Origin of the sequence: Schumannella soli, assembly GCF_006517435.1 — a bacterium.
GTDB lineage: Bacteria > Actinomycetota > Actinomycetes > Actinomycetales > Microbacteriaceae > Schumannella > Schumannella soli.
The window spans coordinates 1-19,885 of the sequence record NZ_VHQG01000004.1 but is presented as its reverse complement, the minus strand read 5'-3'; the positions used below and the strand labels follow the sequence as shown (position 1 = coordinate 19,885).

Annotated in this window: 18 protein-coding genes and 1 pseudogene; 16 read left to right on the top strand and 3 right to left on the bottom strand. The window is 71.3% G+C overall.

What is annotated here, in order from left to right; translation table 11 throughout:
• Window positions 1–96: 96 nt before the first annotated feature.
• Complete coding sequence (locus FJ657_RS12775; protein ID WP_141164114.1) at window positions 97–1,221, bottom strand: LPXTG cell wall anchor domain-containing protein; 1,125 nt, start codon at window positions 1,219–1,221, stop codon at window positions 97–99.
• A 288-nt stretch (window positions 1,222–1,509) separates the two neighbouring features.
• On the opposite strand from FJ657_RS12775, the gene lepA reads away from it, so the two are divergent.
• The 6 genes from lepA (at window position 1,510) to hemW (ending at window position 9,759) form a co-directional block, all read left to right on the top strand.
• A complete protein-coding gene (gene lepA, locus FJ657_RS12770; RefSeq protein ID WP_141164113.1) occupies window positions 1,510–3,366 on the top strand; it encodes a translation elongation factor 4 in 1,857 nt (618 codons plus the stop codon).
• Between the two features lie 38 nt (window positions 3,367–3,404).
• Entirely contained in the window at window positions 3,405–3,866 is a 462-nt protein-coding gene (locus tag FJ657_RS12765; protein WP_141164112.1) for an MmcQ/YjbR family DNA-binding protein, read from the top strand.
• 158 nt (window positions 3,867–4,024) lie between these two features.
• Complete coding sequence (locus FJ657_RS12760) at window positions 4,025–6,301, top strand: adenylate/guanylate cyclase domain-containing protein (RefSeq protein WP_181408972.1); 2,277 nt, start codon at window positions 4,025–4,027, stop codon at window positions 6,299–6,301.
• Window positions 6,294–7,739: a mechanosensitive ion channel domain-containing protein gene (locus FJ657_RS12755; RefSeq protein WP_141164110.1), complete on the top strand. Its 1,446-nt coding sequence runs from the start codon at window positions 6,294–6,296 to the stop codon at window positions 7,737–7,739. Before FJ657_RS12760 ends, FJ657_RS12755 begins: the two co-directional genes overlap by 8 nt.
• Window positions 7,740–7,786: 47 nt before the next feature.
• Window positions 7,787–8,533 carry a DUF1990 domain-containing protein gene (locus FJ657_RS12750; protein ID WP_141164109.1) on the top strand — a complete coding sequence of 249 codons (747 nt, stop codon included), beginning with the start codon at window positions 7,787–7,789 and terminating at the stop codon, window positions 8,531–8,533.
• Window positions 8,533–9,759 (top strand): radical SAM family heme chaperone HemW, encoded by a 1,227-nt coding sequence (gene hemW, locus FJ657_RS12745; RefSeq protein WP_141164108.1) that lies wholly within the window; start codon window positions 8,533–8,535, stop codon window positions 9,757–9,759. The genes FJ657_RS12750 and hemW overlap by 1 nt, the downstream gene beginning before the upstream one ends.
• A 22-nt stretch (window positions 9,760–9,781) precedes the next feature.
• Here hemW and FJ657_RS17420 read toward each other — a convergent pair whose 3' ends face one another.
• A complete protein-coding gene (locus FJ657_RS17420; RefSeq protein WP_255447328.1) occupies window positions 9,782–10,285 on the bottom strand; it encodes a DUF4870 domain-containing protein in 504 nt (167 codons plus the stop codon).
• Between the two features lie 135 nt (window positions 10,286–10,420).
• A complete protein-coding gene (locus FJ657_RS12735; RefSeq protein WP_141164107.1) occupies window positions 10,421–10,993 on the bottom strand; it encodes a DUF4870 domain-containing protein in 573 nt (190 codons plus the stop codon).
• Between the two features lie 270 nt (window positions 10,994–11,263).
• Between FJ657_RS12735 and hrcA the strand changes: the two genes are divergently transcribed.
• The 10 genes and pseudogenes from hrcA to FJ657_RS12685 form a co-directional block, all read left to right on the top strand.
• On the top strand, window positions 11,264–12,298 hold the full coding sequence (gene hrcA / locus FJ657_RS12730) for a heat-inducible transcriptional repressor HrcA (RefSeq protein ID WP_141164106.1): 1,035 nt from the start codon (window positions 11,264–11,266) through the stop codon (window positions 12,296–12,298).
• A gap of 5 nt (window positions 12,299–12,303) precedes the next feature.
• Window positions 12,304–13,413 carry a molecular chaperone DnaJ gene (gene dnaJ, locus FJ657_RS12725; protein ID WP_141164105.1) on the top strand — a complete coding sequence of 370 codons (1,110 nt, stop codon included), beginning with the start codon at window positions 12,304–12,306 and terminating at the stop codon, window positions 13,411–13,413.
• 62 nt (window positions 13,414–13,475) lie between these two features.
• The gene (locus FJ657_RS12720) at window positions 13,476–14,207 is read left to right on the top strand and encodes a 16S rRNA (uracil(1498)-N(3))-methyltransferase (RefSeq protein WP_141164104.1); all 732 of its coding nucleotides are present in this window, start codon (window positions 13,476–13,478) and stop codon (window positions 14,205–14,207) included.
• Window position 14,208: 1 nt separating this feature from the next.
• Window positions 14,209–14,982 carry a phosphotransferase gene (locus FJ657_RS12715; protein WP_141164103.1) on the top strand — a complete coding sequence of 258 codons (774 nt, stop codon included), beginning with the start codon at window positions 14,209–14,211 and terminating at the stop codon, window positions 14,980–14,982.
• A gap of 98 nt (window positions 14,983–15,080) precedes the next feature.
• The gene (locus FJ657_RS12710) at window positions 15,081–15,431 is read left to right on the top strand and encodes a histidine triad nucleotide-binding protein (protein ID WP_141164102.1); all 351 of its coding nucleotides are present in this window, start codon (window positions 15,081–15,083) and stop codon (window positions 15,429–15,431) included.
• A gap of 85 nt (window positions 15,432–15,516) precedes the next feature.
• A complete protein-coding gene (locus tag FJ657_RS12705; RefSeq protein WP_141164524.1) occupies window positions 15,517–16,554 on the top strand; it encodes a PhoH family protein in 1,038 nt (345 codons plus the stop codon).
• Entirely contained in the window at window positions 16,554–17,015 is a 462-nt protein-coding gene (gene ybeY / locus FJ657_RS12700) for an rRNA maturation RNase YbeY (RefSeq protein ID WP_141164101.1), read from the top strand. The genes FJ657_RS12705 and ybeY overlap by 1 nt, the downstream gene beginning before the upstream one ends.
• A 5-nt stretch (window positions 17,016–17,020) precedes the next feature.
• Window positions 17,021–18,382: a hemolysin family protein gene (locus FJ657_RS12695; RefSeq protein ID WP_141164100.1), complete on the top strand. Its 1,362-nt coding sequence runs from the start codon at window positions 17,021–17,023 to the stop codon at window positions 18,380–18,382.
• The gene (era, locus tag FJ657_RS12690; RefSeq protein WP_141164099.1) at window positions 18,382–19,278 is read left to right on the top strand and encodes a GTPase Era; all 897 of its coding nucleotides are present in this window, start codon (window positions 18,382–18,384) and stop codon (window positions 19,276–19,278) included. The genes FJ657_RS12695 and era overlap by 1 nt, the downstream gene beginning before the upstream one ends.
• Window positions 19,279–19,640: 362 nt before the next feature.
• Window positions 19,641–19,885 (top strand): annotated as a pseudogene (locus FJ657_RS12685) (HNH endonuclease); the annotation flags it as partial.

Below are 19,885 nucleotides of genomic sequence, written 5' to 3'. Positions count from 1 at the left end.
CTCCGATCGCGGGTGCGGCGTCGGAACAGCAGAACGGGCCGGCCGCGCGAGGCGGCCGACCCGTTCCAGGTGAGTCAGGATCTCTGAGGGCTCAGCTCAGTCGTTGGCGATCGCGGCGCGGCGACGCACCAGCACCATCGTCAGACCGGCGAGCACGAGCACGGCTGCGGTGAGCAGTCCCATGTTCGCCTCGACACCGGTCTCGGCGAGCGTCGGCTGCACGGCGGCCGCGGGAGCGGTGCCCGCTCCGCCGCCGATCGTGCCGGGGTCGGTCACGGCCGCGCCGGTGACAGTGAACTGGATCGACTGCACGACGCCCGAGAGCACGCCGGTCGCGACGACCGTGTAGGTGCCGGGGGCGACGACGCCGTCGACCGAGCCGATCTGGTAGCCGAGCACGCCCTCACCCTCGAGCTCCTCGGCGACCTCGTCGGCCTGGGGCTCGTCGTCGAGCGTGACCTGAACGGTCTCGCCCGGGATGAGGCCGGTGAAGAGGGCGAACACGCCGTTGTCATCGTTGTCGGTGATCTCGAAGTCCTGCTGCGTGATCGTGGTGACGTTCTGCTGCGGTGCGGCCTGCTTCGTGAAGCGGGTGGTCTCGCCGTTCCAGGTGATGGCGGCGATCGAGTTGACCTCGCCCGGGTTGAGGAACACGCCGCTGGCGAGGATCTGGTACTCGGTTCCGACGGCCGCGAGGAGGTTGGCGAGGGTGTCGGTCGAGCCGCCCGCGTAGACGATATTGCCGTCGGCGTCGCGGATCGCGCCGCTCGTGACCCACTGCTGGTCGACGCCGGGCACCGCCGAGACGGTCGGGGTGTTGAAGCTGGCGGGACGCAGGGTGGTGAAGCCCTTCTGCGTCGTCGAGTCGGGGTGCGCGAAGATCGGGATCTGGAAGGCCGCGTTGCCGCGCGAGACGATGACCTTCGCCGAGCCGACGAGATCCTCGATCGAGGTTCCGGTGCCGAGGTTGGCGCCGTTCAGCAGCTGGTAGCGGCCGTCGACCGACAGGCCGTAGGCGTCGCTGGTCACGGTCGCGGCCGGGGTTCCGGTCGGCTGCTCGCCGGCGAACCACTGCGCCGGGTAGGAGTCGCCTTCGACGCCGATCTGGTCGGCGGTGACGTACACGTCGCCGGGGTTGGCGCTCGCGGGCAGCGCGGTCGCGACGAGCGCGCCGGCGATGGCGATCCCGGTCGAGGCCGCGAGGAGTCGGGTGATCTTCACGTGGGTTCCGTTCGGTCGAGTCTGTGAGGTGTCCTCGTCAAGGACACCTGTCGGTCAAGCTACGGGGCGAAATAGCGAGCGCACAGCACTTTTTGAGGAAATGACACCCGAACGGGGGTCGACTCCGGCGGGCCTGCGGCACCTGCTCAGGGCGAGCACTGAGCGGCAGAGGACTTCGTCGGAGACGAGCGCCTCAGTCCCGCCCGGCCGCGCCGACCGGCGGCGCCGCGTCGGCATCCGCGCCCGTGTCCGCGCTCGCGCCCGCGGGATGCGAGAATCGACGGCGATATGTCCCCGCGCGCCCTCACCCCACTCGAGCCCGCCTCGACCGATCCGGCGCGCATCCGCAACTTCTGCATCATCGCGCACATCGATCACGGCAAGTCGACCCTCGCCGACCGCATGCTCGGCATCACCGGCATCGTCGCCGACCGCGACATGCGGGCCCAGTACCTCGACCGCATGGACATCGAGCGCGAGCGCGGCATCACGATCAAGAGCCAGGCCGTGCGCATGCCCTGGCAGGTCGACGGCGAGACCTTCGCCCTCAACATGATCGACACCCCGGGCCACGTCGACTTCAGCTACGAGGTCTCGCGCTCGCTCGCCGCGTGCGAGGGCGCGATCCTGCTGGTGGATGCGGCGCAGGGCATCGAGGCGCAGACCCTCGCGAACCTCTACCTGGCCCTCGAGAACGACCTCGAGATCATCCCGGTGCTCAACAAGATCGACCTGCCCGCGGCCGACCCGGAGAAGTACGCGCGCGAGATCGCCCAGCTGATCGGCGGCGACCCCGACGACGTGCTGCGCGTCTCGGGCAAGACCGGCATGGGCGTCGAAGACCTGCTCGACCGCGTCGTGCAGCGCGTGCCCGCCCCGGTCGGCGTCGCCGACGCCCCGGCGCGCGCCATGATCTTCGACTCCGTCTACGACAGCTACCGCGGCGTCGTCACCTACGTGCGCATGGTCGACGGCAAGCTCGACCCGCGCGAGCGCATCCAGATGATGTCGACCAAGGCGACCCACGAGATCCTCGAGATCGGCGTCAGCTCGCCCGAGCCGAAGCCCACCAAGGGGCTCGGGGTCGGCGAGGTCGGCTACCTCATCACCGGCGTGAAGGATGTGCGCCAGTCGAAGGTCGGCGACACCGTCACCAACTCGGCGAAGCCGGCGAGCGACGCGCTGCCGGGCTACACCGATCCGCTGCCGATGGTCTTCTCGGGCATCTACCCGATCGACGGCTCCGACTACCCGGTGCTGCGCGAGGCCCTCGACAAGCTGAAGCTGTCGGATGCGGCGCTGCAGTACGAGCCCGAGACCTCGGTCGCGCTCGGCTTCGGCTTCCGCTGCGGCTTCCTCGGGCTGCTGCACCTCGAGATCATCACGGAGCGTCTGCGCCGCGAGTTCGACCTCGACCTCATCACCACGGCGCCGAGCGTGCCCTACGAGGTGACGACCGAAGACCGCAAGACCGTCACCGTCACGAACCCGAGCGAGTACCCGACGGGCGCGAAGATCCACGAGGTGCTCGAGCCGATCGTGTCGGCCTCGATCCTCGCCCCGAAGGACTACGTCGGCGCGATCATGGAGCTCTGCCAGAGCCGCCGCGGCACCATGAAGTCGATGGACTACCTCGGCGAGGACCGGGTCGAGCTGAAGTACACGCTGCCGCTCGGCGAGATCGTGTTCGACTTCTTCGACCAGCTCAAGTCGAAGACGCAGGGCTATGCCTCGCTCGACTACGAGCCCGCCGGTGAGGCTCCGGGCGACCTGGTCAAGGTCGACATCCTCCTGCAGGGCGAGGCGGTGGATGCGTTCAGCGCCATCGTGCACAAGGACAAGGCCTACGCCTACGGCACGATGATGGCCCAGCGCCTGCGCGAGCTTATCCCGCGCCAGCAGTTCGAGGTGCCCATCCAGGCCGCGATCGGCGCCCGCATCATCGCCCGCGAGTCCATTCGCGCGATGCGCAAGGACGTTCTCGCCAAGTGCTACGGCGGCGACATCACCCGCAAGCGCAAGCTGCTCGAGAAGCAGAAGGAGGGCAAGAAGCGCATGAAGATGGTCGGTCGCGTCGAGGTCCCCCAGGAGGCCTTCATCGCCGCGCTCTCGGGCGACGTCGAGTCGAAGGACAAGAAGAAGTAGCTTCTCGTCCCGGTGCGGCGCGGAGTAGCGTGCCGCGCATGAGCGGTGACGGGGCAGTCGGGACGGCGGAGGCGAGCCCGGATCCGGTCCGCATCGCCCGCTTGCGGGCGCTCGCGCTCGCGATGCCCGGCGCCGAGGAGAGCGTGCGCTTCGGGCACCTGGTCTGGAAGGCGCGCGCCGGCGGCAGCGGCTTCGTCTGGATCCGGCCGTTCACGAAGGCCGACGTGCGACGCGAGGGTCCGCCTCCGCCGGGCACGATCACCGCGTTCCGCGTCGCCGACGAGCTCGCGAAGCAGGAGCTGCGGGCCGCCGACGACGCCGTGTTCACCATCCAGCACTTCGACGGGTTCCCGGCCGTGCTCGCCGTGCTCGAGACGCTCGACGACGCGCGGCTCGCCGAGCTCGTGGTCGAGGCCTGGATCGCGACGGCGCCCCCGCCCGACGTGCGCAGCTGGCTCGACGCGCATCCCGATCTCGATCGCGACGCCGGTTCGACCTGAGGGCGGCGCGCGGCTGTCTCAGCGTCAGCGTTCGTGGCGCCAGCCGACACTCGTCGATTCCACCCTCGACTGCGGGGTGGACCGAGCATTACAGTTCGAGCAACCGCTGACCCACGGCTGGGCGGATGACACGGGCAGCGGGTCAGGGGAGGGGCCCGATGACCGACGCGAACGACCGAGCCGACGCGACCGCGTCGCAGGGCGCGACCGGCGCCGCATCGGCGGCCGACCCGCTCGCGGGACCGGGTTCCGCGACCGGGTCGGCGCCGAGCCGAGAGTCGACGACTCTGCCGCTCGGCACCCGCCGCGGAGGTACCCGCCGCGGCCTCAGCATCCAGTCGAAGCTGCTCGTCATGCTGCTGCTCACGAGCCTGCTGTCGACGATCGTCGTCGGGGCGATCGGCTACGCCAGCGCGACCGGGGCGCTGAAGAAGGCCGCGCTCGATCAGCTCGTCGGAATCCGCGGAGCCCGTGCCGCCGAGATCACGCGCACGATGGAGAACATCCGCACCACGGCGATCCTCGCCTCGGGCAACGACAGCGCGGTCGCCGCGTCGGAGGCCTTCAACGCGGGCTTCGCCGAGCTGCAGAAGCAGACGCCGACCCCGGCCGAGGAGTCTGCGGTCAGCGACTTCTACTCCGACACCTTCGTGCCGGCGCTCGAGAAGAACGCGGGCGAGCAGTTCAGCGACACCGCCTTCGCGCCCACCGATCCGGCCGGCGTGTACCTGCAGTCGAAGTACACGGCTCCGCTCGCCCTCGACTACGACACGGCGCTCGCGACGTCGGATGCGGGCGATGGCAGCGCCTGGTCCGCCGCCAACGCCGAGTACAACTCCTTCTTCGCGAGCCTCGTCGATCGCATCGGCTTCGAAGACGCGCTGCTGCTCGACACCGACGGCGACGTCGTCTACTCGGCCTACCTCGGCGCCGATCTCGGAACGAACCTGCGCACCGGGCCGTACCGCGACTCCGCGCTCGCGAAGGCCTACGACGAGGTGCTCGCGACCAACAGCGTCGACGCGACCCGCTTCACCGACTTCGAGCGCTACGTGCCGTCGCTGGACAGCCCGACCGCCTGGGCGCTCTCGCCGATCGGCGACCGCGACGGGCGGGTGACGGGTGTGCTCGCCCTGCAGATCCCGGTCGAGACGATCAACAACGTCATGACCGGCGACGAGGGATGGGCGAAGCAGGGGCTGGGCGAGACCGGCGAGGTGTACCTGGCCGGCGACGACCGCACGATGCGCTCCAACTCGCGGGAGCTGATCCAGCACCCGAAGGACTACGCGAAGGACGCGATCGCCGGCGGCACCCCCTCCGCGACCGCGAAGAAGGTCGTGGCGGCGAAGAGCACGATCCTGCTGCAGCCGCTGCGCAACGCCTCCGTCACGAGCGCCCTGCAGGGCAAGACGGGCACGAACGAAGCGCCGAGCTATGTGGGCGGCCAGTCGCTCGCGGCCTACGCGCCGCTGCAGATCGAGGGGCTCAACTGGGTCATCGTCGCGCGCATCACGACCGCCGAGGCCTACTCCTCGGCGGCGGAGTTCACCCGCAACCTCGTGCTCTCCACGGCCGCGATCGCGCTGCTGGTGAGCCTGCTCTCGCTGCTGCTGGCGCAGATCTTCCTGAGACCGCTGCGGCGCCTGCAGACCGCGGTGCAGCGGGTCAGCGCCGGCGAGCTGGGCGTGCAGGTCGACACCGGATCCCGCGACGAGGTCGCCGATCTCGGCGTCGCCTTCAACGACATGAGCCGCAGCCTCGAGATCAAGGCCGAGCTGCTGGATGCGGAGCGCGCCGAGTACGACCGCCTGCTGCACACGGTCATGCCCGAGACGGTCGCGAAACGCTACCGGCAGGGCGACGAGACGATCGCCGAAGACCACCAGGACGTGTCCGTGATCTTCGCCGACATCGTCGGCTTCGATGACTTCAGTCGCGGCATGGAGTCGGCGCAGAGCCTCGCCCTGCTCAACGACATCGTGCGCGGCTTCGACGAGGCCGCGACCCGCCTCGGCGTCGAGCGGGTGCGCACCACCCGTCTCGAGGGCTACCTCGCCAGCTGCGGGCTCATCGTGCCCCGCGTCGACAACGCGCGACGCGTGGTCGAGTTCGCGATCGAGATGCAGAACGTGCTCGATCGCCTCGGGGCGCAGCACGGCGCGACCCTGACGCTGCGGGCCGGCGTCGACTCGGGCACCGTGACGAGCGGCCTGATCGGACGCTCGAGCGTCGTCTACGACATGTGGGGCGACGCGGTCAGCCTCGCGCACCGGGTGCAGGATGCGGCCGAGGGGCCGGGCATCTTCGTCACCCAGCGCGTCGCCGACCAGCTGCCCGACACGATCCCGCTGACCGAGTCGGCCGGCTTCGGCGACGAGCGGGTGTTCAAGGTCGATCGCTCCGCCGCCGATCGCGAGGCCCGCCGTGGTTGACCTGCTAGCGCAGCCCTGGTTCTGGCCGTCGCTGGCGGTCGTCATCGGTCTGCCGATCGTGCTGCTCGTGCTGACCGAGCTGTACGCGGTGATGGCGCGACGGCACCCGCAGGCGGCGAAGGTGGTGCGCCTGGTGCGCAACTTCCTCGTGCCGCTCGCGGCCCTGCTCATCCTCATCAGCCAGGTGCAGCTGGGCGAGAAGGACCTCACCTGGACCCGCGTCGCCGCGACCTTCTTCGGCTTCGCGGTGCTGCTGGTCGTGCTCAACGGCGTCAACGTCGCCCTCTTCACGCGCGCGCGGCCCGAGAGCTGGCGCGCGCGGATGCCGTCGATCTTCGTCGACATCTTCCGGCTCGTGCTGATCCTCGTCGGCCTCGGCGTGCTGTTCGCCTGGGTGTGGGGCGCGGATGTCGGGGGCCTGTTCACGGCACTCGGCGTCAGCACCGTCGTCATCGGCCTCGCTCTGCAGAACGCCGTCGGCCCGGTCGTCTCGGGGCTGTTCCTGCTGTTCGAGCAGCCCTTCCGGCTGGGGGACTGGCTCGACACCGGCGGCGTGCGCGGGCGCGTCGTCGAGGTGAACTGGCGGGCCGTGCACATCGACACCGGCAACGGCATCCACATCGTGCCCAACGGCACGCTCGCCGGCGCCTCCTTCGACAACCTCAGCAAGGCGCCGGGCGCCTTCGTCGTGTCGATCACGCTGGCGTTCGCGACCGACGACCCGCCGCACGAGGTGCTCGATCTGCTCCGTCGCGTCGCCGACGACCTGCCCCTCCTCGCGGCCGATCAGACGCCCAGCGCCTATCCGCTCGGCGGCGCGAAGTACGCGGTCGACATCCCCGTCGCCTCGCCGGCGATCGAGGCCGAGGCGACCGCTCGCTTCCACACGGTGCTCTGGTACGCGGCCCGTCGCGCGAACCTGCACCTCGACAACGACCTGACCGACGACTACAACACGCCCGAGCGCCGGCTCGCGCTGTTCACGTCGGTCGCCGCGAGCCTGCGCCTCACTCAGGCGGAGGCGGAGGCCTTCGCCGACCGGGTGCTGCTGCAGCGCTTCGGCGCGGGCGAGAAGCTGCAGCACGCCGGCGACCCCTCGCCGGCGCTGCGCGTCATCGCCGTCGGAACCGTCGCGCTGACCTCACCGGTCGACGGCGGCGGCGACATCCCCCTCGGGCGCCTCACCCGCGGCGAGATGGTCGGCATCGGGGCGCTGACGAACGAGATCAACCCCTCCGACGCGACCGCGGTCGACGACGTGACCGTGCTCTCGCTGCCGATCGCCGAGCTGGAGCAGCTCGTGCGCCGCCGCCCGCAGCTCGCCCGCGACCTGGGCACGATCTTCGATCAGCGCAAGGCGAGCGCCCGCGTCGCGATCGACGACGCCGCCGCGCGGCAGGGCAGGGCGCTGACCCAGCTCGGCGACGTCACCCGCTGACCGCCCCGGTTCGGGGCGGATGCGGAGCCCGGGTTAGCATGGCCGTCATGTCGAGACGCGCGCCGATCTGGGAGCGCGCCGTCAGCTACGCCGCCGTCGGAGCCACCCGCGCGCCCGACCTGATGGAGTATCCGCCGACCGGGTACCGGCCGCTCGAGCGCCGCGCGCTGATCGGTCACGGGCCCGCGCGCTGGGAGCACGCCTGGACCGAGACGCTGACCTGGGGCATCCAGCAGCGCTCGGGATTCCGCGTCGAGGTCGTCGAGACGCCCGCGGAGCTCGACCGGATGGGCTACACCCCGGTCGGGTTCGACGATGACGGCTCTCCGATCGCCCCGGCTGTCGTCGACGGCTCCGGTGAGCGGATCTACGCCGCCGACGGACGCCCGCTGCTGCGCCCCGGCGACACCGCCTGGCTCGGCATCCCCTTCGGCCCGCTGCGCCTGCGATTCCCGGCGCGAGTCGTCTACGTCGTCGACGAGCCCAACCGTCGCGGATTCGCCTACGGCACCCTGCCGGGCCATGCCGAGCGCGGCGAGGAGGCCTTCGTCGTCGAACGCAGCGACGACGGCTCGGTGTGGGTGTCGATCCGCGCGTTCTCGCGCCCCGGCGGCTTCTTCTGGTGGCTCACGAGCCCCGTGCTGCGCCTCACCCAGGGCTTCTACACCGCCCGCTACCTGCGCGCGCTCGCGACCCCGCTCGCCGCCGACACCGCACCCGAGGCGGTCGTGCCCCAGCCGGCGGATCCCGCCGCCGGGAGCGCCGCGGCAGCCGAGACGAGAGATCCCGCCTGATGCCGAGCATCCTCCCGGAGGGCGACCCGGCTCCGGCCGACGGAACGCTCCCGGCGTCCGCCGCCGTGGGCGCCGCCGATCGCGACCTCGGCGTCTACGTGCACGTGCCGTTCTGCACGGTGCGCTGCGGCTACTGCGACTTCAACACCTACACGGCGAGCGAGATCCGCGGCGTCAAGCAGTCGGACTACGCCGGCCAGGCGCTCGACGAGATCCGCTTCGCCGGCGGCGTGCTCGATCGGGCGGGTGTCGGGGCACGCCCGGTGTCGACCGTGTTCTTCGGCGGCGGCACTCCGACCCTTCTGCCGGTCGGCGACCTCGCGGCGATGCTGCACGGCATCCGCGACACCTGGGGCTTCGCGCCGGGCGCCGAGATCACCACCGAGGCGAACCCCGACTCGGTGGATGCGCGCGACCTGGTCGCGCTCGCCGAAGCCGGTTTCACCCGGGTCAGCTTCGGCATGCAGTCGGCCGTGCCCGAGGTGCTGGCGACGCTCGAGCGGACCCACGACCCGGCGCGGGTGCCGCAGGTCGTGCGCTGGGCGCGCGAGGCGGGGCTCGAGGTGAGCCTCGACGTGATCTACGGCTCGCCCGGCGAGACCGCGGATCAGTGGGCGCGCACGCTCGACGCCGTTCTCGCCGAGGAACCCGGGCACGTCTCGGCCTACGCGCTCATCGTCGAGCAGGGCACGAAGCTCGCCCGCCAGATCAAGCGGGGCGAGGTGCCCGAGCCCTCCGACGACGCCCAGGCCGACTTCTACGACATGGCGGATGCGGCCTTCACCGGGGCGGGCTACGACTGGTACGAGGTCAGCAACTTCTCCCGCGGCGCCGAGCGCCGATCGCGGCACAACCTCGCCTACTGGACGAGCCAGGACTGGTGGGGCGTCGGCCCCGGCGCGCACAGCCACGTGGGCGGGGTGCGCTGGTGGAACGTGAAGCATCCGGCCGCCTACGCGGGCCGGATCGGCGAGGGGATCTCGCCGGCGCAAGCGCGCGAGACCCTGGACGACGAGACGCGCCGCGTCGAGCGCGTGCTGCTCGAGACGCGGGTCGTCGACGGCCTGCCGACCGAGGTGCTCGACGCCGAGGGCCGCCGCGCGGTCGCGGGGCTCATCGCGGAGGGGCTGGTCGACGGCCGGGCCGCCGTCGCCGGCCGGATCGTGCTGACCCGGCCGGGACGACTGCTGGCGGATGCGGTGGTGCGTCGCCTGCTCGGCGACTGACCGCATCCCTCGGGCGCGAGCCCTACTTGATGAACTGGATGGCGAGCGGGTAGCGGTAGTACTCGCCCTGGTTGGTCTTGACGGCCGCGATGATCGCGAACACGATCGCGAGGATCGCGACGATCGGATAGGTGACGAAGCCGATGATCACGAACATCAGCAGGGCCGAGGCGAGGTAGCCGATCGCGACCGTGATGTTGAAGTTCAGCGCCTGCTTCGCGTGGTGGCTGATGAACGGACCGCGGTCCTTCAGCACGAGGTAGCCGATCAGCGGGCCGATGAAGCTGATGAGGATCGGGCTCAGGTGCAGCAGGATCGCCCAGGTCTTCTCGTCGGTGGGGCTCATCTGCGGCTGGGTGGGGTAGCCCGGCTGGGCGTATCCCTGCTGCGGGTATGCGCCCGGAGCGCCGGGCGGCGGAACCGCACCGGGCGGGGGAGTCGCGCCGGCGGGCGGAGGCGGGGTGACGCCCGGCGTGCCTTCGGGCTGCGGGGTGTCGGCGGGAGGGGGTGTCTGACCGTCGCTCATGACTGACAGTGAACCACCCGAGTCGCCCCAGGTCGAGGGACACCGCTCCCCATCGCGCTCGCTCGGCCCGCGCCGGAGACGGCGACGGCGCCGGACCCCGCTCGGGGATCCGGCGCCGTCGGACGCGCGTCGCGATTACTTGATGATGCGGATCGCGAAGGGGTAGCGGTACGCGCCGCCGCCGTTGACGCGGGTGAAGCCGATGATCGAGAAGATCAGGCTGCAGACCCACACCGCGAGCGACAGCAGGCTGCCGAGGAAGCCGATCGGCACCCCGGTGGTGGCCGCGACGACGCCGAAGATGATGTTGAGGATGAACGCGGCGATCGCGCCGAACACGATCGTGATCTGGAAGTTCAGCGCCTCCTTGCCCTCCTGGGCGACGAGCGGGCCGCGCTCCTTGAGGATGAGCCAGATGAGCAGCGACGGCAGGAAGCCGAGGATGCCGCCGAGGTGGGCGAACGAGGCCCACTGCTTGTCTTCGGCCGGGCTGAGCGGCTGGGCGGGTGCGGGCTGCGGAGCGCCGTACTGCGGCTGCTGGCCGGGCTGGCCGTAGCCCCCCTGCGGGGCGCCGTACTGCGGCTGCTGGGGTGCGCCGTACTGGGGCTGACCCGGCTGCTGCGGGGCGCCGTAGGCCGGCTGCTGCGGCTGCTGGGGCGCGCCGTACTGCGGCTGACCGGGCTGCTGGGGGTTGTTGGGGTCCGTCATGGCGGCGTATGCCTTTCAGAGGGGGAACGCGGGGGCGGCTCCCGGGATGAGGTCGTGCGGTCGCCGTCTCGGTCGCAGAAGACCAGCCGGGACGCGGCACTCACGGTAGTGGGTGGCTCGTCGGCGGTGCAACGACATTCCCGGTGTTGCGGCGGTTAGACTTGGCAGTCTTCGCACTGGAGTGCCAGCGCCGCCCTCGCCGTGATCGGCGAGACGGACGGCGAGCACGGCCGGGGCGACGCGATCAGGACGCGACAGGGAAGGAGCACCGTGGTCTCGGAACGCTCCCTCGCGGTGCTGCGCGCGATCGTGCAGGACTACGTCGAGTCGCGCGAGCCGGTCGGCTCGAAGTCGATCGTCGAGCGGCACGCCTTCGGCGTCTCGGCCGCGACGATCCGCAACGACATGGCTCAGCTCGAAGACGAGGAGCTGATCGCGGCCCCGCACACCTCGTCGGGTCGCGTGCCGACCGACAAGGGCTACCGGGTCTTCGTCGACCAGCTCACCGACCTGCGTCCGCTCAGCCCCGCGCAGCGCCACGCGATCGAGGCCTTCCTCGGTCAGGCCGACGACCTCGACGATGTGCTGGCGCGCACGGTGCGGATGCTCTCGCAGCTCACGAACCAGGTGGCGCTGGCGCAGTATCCGCTCTTCGGCTCGTCGCGCGTGCGGCACGTCGAGATCGTGGCGCTCGCGCCGAGCCGGCTGATGTCGGTGCTGATCACCGATTCCGGGCGCGTCGACCAGAGCCTGATCGAGCTCGCGGACGCGGCCGAGCAGGCCGCCGCCGAGGAGCCCTACCTCGCCGAGCTGCGCGCCCGACTCAACGCCGAGCTGATCGGCGTGACCCTGAGCGAGGCGCCCGGCGTGCTCGCCCGGCTGCTCGACGGCATCCCTGCGCCCCGTCGCGCCCTGGCCGACCGGATCGCGGCGCGGCTCGCGCGGCAGCTGGCCGACAGCCGGCAGGACCGCCTGGTCATGGCCGGCACCGCCAACCTCGCCCGCACCGAGGGCGACTTCACCGGCAGCATCTTCCCGGTGCTCGAGGCGATCGAGGAGCAGGTGACCCTGCTCAAGCTGTTCGGCGAGATGGAGATCGACGAGGCGGGGGTCGCGGTGCGCATCGGGCGCGAGAACGCGGGCACCGGCCTCGAGGAGACGAGCGTCGTCTCGAGCGGCTACAGCGCCGGCGGCAGCCTCGCGCACGTGGGCCTGCTCGGACCGACGCGCATGGATTACTCGAACAACATGGCGGCGGTGCGCGCGGTGGCGCGCTACCTGTCGCGACTGCTCGGAGAGGACTGACCTTCGTGGCCACGACCGACCACTACGAGGTGCTGGGTGTCGCTCGCGACGCCTCGCCCGAGGACATCAAGAAGGCGTACCGCCGTCTGGCGCGCGAGCTTCACCCCGACGTCAATCCCAGTGAGGACGCGGCCGAGCGCTTCAAGTCGGTGACGCACGCCTACGACGTGCTCAGCGATCCGCAGCAGCGTCAGCGCTACGACCTCGGCGACTCGGCGTCGTTCGGCTCCGGCGCGTTCAACGGCGGCTTCGGCGACATCTTCGAGACCTTCTTCAACGCGGCCCAGCGCCAGAGCGGCCCCCGCTCGCGAACGGAGCGCGGCCAGGATGCGCTGCTGCGCATCGAGGTCGACCTCGACGAGGTCGTGTTCGGCACCGCCCGCGATCTGGAGATCGACACCGCGGTTCGCTGTCCCACCTGCGACGGCGCCTGCGCCGCCCCCGGCACGCACGTGCAGACCTGCGACATCTGCCGCGGTGCGGGTCAGATCCAGCGCTCGGTGCGCTCGCTGCTGGGCAACGTCATGACCTCGAGCCCCTGCGGCACCTGCCGCGGCTACGGCACCGTCATCCCCTCGCCCTGCGTGACCTGCGCGGGTCAGGGACGCGTGCGCGCCAAGCGCACGGTCGGCGTCGACGTGCCGGCCGGCGTCGACACGGGCATGCGCATCCACCTGCCCGGCGAGGGCGAGGCCGGCCAGGCCGGCGGACCGAACGGCGACCTCTACCTCGAGGTCAAGGTCGCGCACCACGACGTCTTCAGCCGCACGAACGACGACCTGCTCGCGACGGTCGAGGTGCAGATGACGGATGCGGTGCTCGGCACCAAGGTCACGCTCGCCTCGCTCGATGGCGACGTCGACCTCGAGATCAAGCCGGGCACGCAGAGCGCCGAGGTGCTGACCGTCAAGGATCGCGGCATCACCCACCTGCGCGGCGGCGGCCGCGGCGACCTCAAGGTCGGCGTGCAGGTCATCACCCCGGTGCGTCTCAACTCGAAGGAGAAGGCGATCTTCGAGCAGTTCGCGCAGAGCCGCCCGCCGATCAAGCCGGAGTTCGCGACCTTCCAGCAGGGGCTGTTCGCGAAGCTGCGCGACCGCTTCCTCAACTTCTGACCCGTTCCGACCCGCGCGCGGCCCGCGTCCGACGCGGTCCGCTGATCCCGGAGGGCTGACCGATGGCGTGGCTCTATCTCAACCCCGAGTTGACGGCGGCGCAGGCGGTCGCCGGTGCGCGGGTGGCGATCCACGGTGAGGAGGCGGCGCACGCGGTCAAGGTCGCGCGCACCCGGGTCGGCGAGCGCGTCTCGATCGGCAACGGCGACGGCGTGATCGTCACGGGCGCGGTCGTCAGCGTCGAGCCGGGCGAGCTCGTGCTCGAGGTCGACGAGACGCGCGTCGAGGCCGATCCGCAGCCGCAGCTCTGGCTCGCGCAGGCGCTCGCGAAGGGCGGGCGCGACGAGATGGCGGTGCAGGCGGCGACCGAGCTCGGCGTCGCCGGCATCGTGCCGTGGTCGGCGGAGCGCTCGGTCACCCGCTGGGATGCGGCGAAGGCCGCGAAGGGCCGCGCCCGCTGGGAGTCGATCGCGCGCGAGGCGGCCAAGCAGAGCATCCGCACCCGCGTGCCGGAGGTGACGGCGCCGCAGACGACGACCGAGCTCGCGCGCTCGGAGGGGCTCGTGCTGGTGCTCGACCCGGGCGGCGCCGAGCCGATCTCGCGCGTCGAGCTGCCGAGCGAGGGACGGGTGACCTTCGTCGTCGGACCCGAGGGCGGAATCTCGCCGCGCGAGCTGGCGCTGCTGGCCGATGCGGGCGCCGTCGGCGTGCGGCTCGGCGCGGAGGTGCTGCGCACCTCGACGGCGGGCCCGGCCGCGATCGCGGTGCTCGCGGCGCGGCTGGGGCGCTGGTGAGATGACCGCGGAGGCGGATCCGCACGACGAGCGCGGCCGCGACCTGACGGCGGCCCCCGACCTCAGCTGCCAGCTCGACCCGACCGGGTTCGAGCTGCCGCGCGTGATCGCCCGCCTCGCGGCGGAGGCCGGGGTCGAGCCGCGGGCGCTCTGGCAGAACTCCCTCGGCGGTCTGACGTTCTGGCTCGGCGAGCGCATCGTGAAGTGGTCGCCGCCCGTGCTCGCCGCGGCGCTGCGCCGCGAGGAGGAGCGGATGCGCTGGCTCGAGGGCCGGCATCCGGCGCCGCGGGTGCTCGATGCCGGCTCGGATGCGGACGGCGCCTGGCTCGTGACCGCCGCGCTCGCCGGCGACACGGCCGTCACCGACGCCAACCGCGCGCGACCCGAGGTCGCGATCGCGGCGATCGCCGAGGGGCTGCAGCGCATCCACGCCCTCCCGCTCGCCGACGTGCCGACGCACTGGGCCGATGAGACCTGGGTCGGGCGTCAACCGGCGCAGCTCGGCGCGCGTCCGCCGATCGACGATCCGGTGCTCGTGCACGGTGACGCCTGCGCGCCCAACACACTCCTCGATGCGCACGGTCGCTTCGCCGCGCACGTCGACCTCGGCGATCTGGCGCCCGGCGACCGCTGGGCCGACCTCGCCGTCGCGAGCATGAGCCTGGAGTGGAACTACGGGCCGGGGCGCGACGCCGCCTTCTATGCCGCGTACGGAATCGAGCCGGATGAGGAGCGCATCCGCTGGTACCGGCAGCTCTGGGAGCTCGAGTCCTGAGCGGGGTCGCCGACGGTGTCTCCGCGGCGGCTGCGGGGCGGTGTTCGCCGGGCGCGAGCGCACTGCGGCGGCCTGTTCCCGCCGATTACGATGGACTCATGAGCGACAGCGCCCCCTCGATCTTCAGCCGCATCATCGCGGGTGAGATCCCGGCCGACATCGTGCTCGACGACGACCGGGTGATCGCGATCCGCGACATCGCCCCGCAGGCGCCCGTGCACCTGCTCGTCATCCCCAAGACCGACGCCTACCGCGACGTCAGCGAGCTCGCCGCCGGAGATCCGGCCCTGCTCGCCCACGTCGTCGCCACCGCCCAGAAGCTCGCCGACGAGCACTCCGGCGGCCAGTACCGACTCGTCTTCAACACCGGCGCTGAGGCCGGCCAGACCGTGTTCCACGTGCACGCGCACGTGCTCGGCGGCGGCCTCGAGGAAGGAAAACTTGCCTGACGGCACCAGCTCTGCGGGGATCGACCCCCGCCCCACCCCGATCGGCGGCGCCGACCGCGCGGAGATCGAGGTCGACGGCGTCGCCATGGTGCGACTGCTCGGCCCGCAGGACCGCCTGCTGACCACGATCGAGAAGCAGTACCCCGAGGTCGCCGTGCATGTGCGCGGCAACCACGTGACCCTCGAGGGCGACGCCCGCGAGGTGCGGGCCGCCCGCACCCTCGTCGAGGAGCTCGTGACGATGGTGCGCGACGGCGCCGACCTCGGCGCCAGCGACGTGACCAGCTCGGCGCGCATCCTCGACCGCGGCGAGGGCAGGCCGGCCGAGCTGCTCGGCCAGGTCATCCTCAACAGCCGCGGCAAGGTCATCCGCCCGAAGACGGCCGGACAGCGCGCCTACGTGGATGCGATCGACGAGAACACGATCACCTTCGGCATCGGCCCGGCCGGAACCGGCAAGACCTACCTCGCCATGGCGAAGGCCGTGCAGGCGCTGCAGCGCAAGGAGGTCGAGCGCATCATCCTGTCGCGCCCGGCCATCGAGGCGGGGGAGCGGCTCGGCTTCCTGCCCGGAACGCTGACCGACAAGATCGACCCCTACCTGCGGCCGCTCTACGACGCGCTCAACGAGATGATGGATCCCGAGCTCGTGCCGAAGCTGCTCGCGACCGGCACGGTCGAGGTGGCGCCGCTCGCCTACATGCGCGGGCGCACGCTCAACAACGCCTTCGTCGTGCTCGACGAGGCGCAGAACACGACGCCCGAGCAGATGAAGATGTTCCTCACCCGCCTCGGCTTCGACTCCCGCATGGTCATCACCGGCGACATCACCCAGGTCGACCTGCCCGCCGCGGCGAGCGGACTCCGCCTGGTGACGAAGGTGCTCGACGGGATCGACGACATCCACTTCGCCCGTCTCACGAGCGACGACGTCGTTCGTCACAGCCTCGTCGGCCGCATCGTCGACGCCTACACCGAATACGACGAGCAGCAGCAGGCGCGACGCTTCGAGCGCGAGCAGCGCGACGCCCGATCCGACGGCGCCCGCGAGGGCGCCAACCGCGCCGAACGCCGCGGCCACACCCCGCAAGACCGCCGCCCGCCGTGGCAGAGAGGCCGCTGATGTCGATCGAGATCAACAACGAGTCGGGCATGGAGGCGGATGTCGCCGCCATCCAGCGGCTCGCGGCCTTCGCCCTCGACCACATGCGCGTGCACCCCGACGCCGAGCTGGCGATCCAGCTCGTCGACGAGGCCGCGATGGAGCAGCTGCACGTGCAGTGGATGGACGAGCCGGGCCCGACCGACGTGCTCAGCTTCCCGATGGACGAGCTGCGCCCCGGCAACGACGAGGAGCTGACCCCGCCCGGGCTGCTCGGCGACATCGTGCTCTGCCCGCAGGTCGCCGCCTCCCAGGCCGTCACCGCCGGTCACTCGACGCTCGACGAGCTGCTGCTGCTGACCGCTCACGGCGTGCTGCATCTGCTCGGCTTCGACCACGCGGAGCCCGAGGAGCACAAGGAGATGTTCGGCATCCAGGCCGAGATCCTGCTCGGCTTCGCCGTCGCCGAGCGACGACGGTAGGCGCCATGATCGGCGTCTTCCTCGGCATCGCCGTCGTCCTGGTCGCCTTCGGCGGCCTTCTCGCGGCGACGGATGCGGCGCTCGCCGCGCTGAGCCGCGTCGACCTCGCCGACCTCGCCTCGCGCAGCCGCTCGCGGCGCTCGCTTCTCGCGATCGCCGACGACATCGGCGCGCACGTCAACGCGGTCAACTTCCTCCGCGTCGTGTCGGAGACCGGCGCCGCGGTGCTCGTGACCCTGGCGCTCTCGATCGTGATCGAGGACTGGTGGTGGGTGCTGCTCGCGAGCGTGCTCATCATGACCGCGACCTCGTTCGTGCTCGTCGGATCGAGTCCGCGCAGCGTCGGGCGTGCGCACGCTCGCGGCGTGATCGGCTTCGCGTCGCCGCTCGTGCGCGGCATCCGCGTCATCCTCGGGCCGGTCGCCGACCTGCTCGTCGCGATCGGCAACCGGGTCACGCCCGGCCGCCCGTCGACGGCGACGTTCTCGAGCGAGGAGCAGCTGCTCTCGATGGTCGACGAGGCCACCGAGGCCGAGGTGCTCGAAGAGGACGATCGCGAGCTCATCCACTCGATCTTCGAGTGGGGCGACACCGTCGTGCGCGAGGTCATGATCCCGCGCACCGACATGGTCACGGTCGACGACGACGTGACCGTCGCCCAGGCGATGGGGCAGTTCCTGCGCACGGGCGTCTCGCGTATGCCCGTGACGGGTCGCGACGTCGACGAGGTGCTCGGCATCCTCTACCTGCGTGACGTCGCCAGGCTGCTGCACGAAGGACGCCGGGATGCGGATGCCGTGCCCGTCACCGAGCTCGCCCGGCCCGCCCAGTTCGTGCCCGAGTCGAAGAAGGCCGACGACACCCTGCGTGAGATGCAGCGCGAGGCGAACCACCTCGCGATGGTCGTCGACGAGTACGGCGGCATCGCCGGTCTCGTCACGCTCGAGGACCTCATCGAGGAGCTCGTCGGCGACATCAGCGACGAGTACGACCGCGACGTCGACGACGCGACCGAGCTCGAGCCGGGACGGTGGCGCGTGCGCGCCGCCCTCGCCACCGACGAGCTCGGCGACCTGTTCGGCATCGAGCTCGACGACGACGACGTCGACTCGGTCGGCGGATTGCTGACCAAGGTGCTCGGCCGCCTGCCCGAGGTGGGCTCGACCGTCACCGTGTCCGGACTCGTGCTCACCGCCGAGCGCACCGACGGTCGTCGCGGCCGCCTGCGCACGGTCGTCGTCGAGCGCGACCCCGACCTCGCCGACGCCGAGGAGGCGTTCGGCACCGACACCCCCGCCGCCGGCGTGCGCACTCCCGCCCGCGGCATCCGCACCGGCGCCACGGCGCCCGAGAAGGAGCAGCGCTGATGGGACACCACCTCTTCCGTGCCGGATTCGCCACGTTCGTCGGCCGCCCCAACGTGGGCAAGTCGACGCTGACCAACGCCCTCGTCGGCGAGAAGGTCGCGATCACCTCGTCGAAGCCGCAGACCACGCGCCGCGCGATCCGCGGCGTCGTGCACCACGCCGACGGGCAGCTGATCCTCGTCGACACCCCCGGCGTGCACCGGCCGCGCACCCTGCTCGGCCAGCGCCTCAACGACGTCGTGCAGTCGACGCTGGGCGACGTGGATGTCATCGGCTTCTGCCTGCCGGCCGACGAGAAGCTCGGACCCGGCGACCGGTTCATCAACGAGCAGCTCGACCAGCACCCGAAGGCGAAGAAGGTCGCGATCGTCACGAAGATCGACGCCGCACCGCGCCCCCTCGTCGCCGAGCGCCTGCTGCAGATCAGCGAGCTGCGCGAGTGGGAGACGATCATCCCCGTCTCGGCGCAGAGCCGCATCCAGCTCGACCTGCTCACGAGCGAGCTCATCAAGCTGCTGCCCGAGTCGGAGCGGCTCTACCCGGCCGACTCGGTCACCGACGAGGGCCTCGACCACCGCATCGCCGAGCTCGTGCGCGAGGCCGCGCTCGAGGGCGTGCAGGATGAGCTGCCGCACTCGCTCGCCGTCACGATCGACGACCTGGTCGAGCGCGACGACAAGGAGCTCGTCGAGGTCTACGCCAACCTCTGGGTCGAGCGCGACAGCCAGAAGGGCATCATCATCGGCAAGGGCGGCGAGCGCCTGCAGGAGATCGGCGCCCGCGCCCGCGCCGAGATCGAGCCGCTCGTCGGCAAGCAGGTCTTCCTGTCGATCCGCGTGAAGGTCGCCAAGGAGTGGCAGCGCGACCCGAAGCAGCTGGGGCGGCTCGGGTTCTGACGGGGCGGGGCACGGCTGGGCGGCTCGGTCTTGCCCTGCGCGCGCGCGTTCTGAGGTGGCGAGGGTCTGAAGCGGTGCCGGTACTGCCGCATCCCGCCGCTCGTCTCAGCGCGTCGTCGAGTCAGGGATCACGCCTCGGGATCGCGGTGTTGGATGTCGGTGGAATGTGCATCTGATCTGCGGTTCTGGTCGACGATGATGGTCCGCGCGAATGTCGGTGGTGCCTGTCACAGTGCAGGTATGGAGAACCCCACGACCACACCCGGAGGCAGCGGCCGTGCGCCGTTCGTCGGTGGTGGTGGTGTGACCTGTGCCAGGTCATCGATGGTGCGGTTGGCGGTGACGTGACGCTTCCTGAGCTCGTGCTCGAGGCGGAATCCGCGGCTCTGAGGCTGGCGGCCGCCCAGGTGGCGGAGGTGCGGATGCTCGCCCGTGCCGGCCAGCTCGCGGAAGCCGAAGCGGCTGGTTCACCGGCGAACGTGCGGGCGCACGACATGGCGCTCAGGTCGATCGCCGCCGAGATCGGCGGCGTCCTCCGCTCACCCGACCGGACCATGCAGCGCCGCATCGGAGAAGCGCGGGAGATCGTGGAGTTCTACCCGGCGGC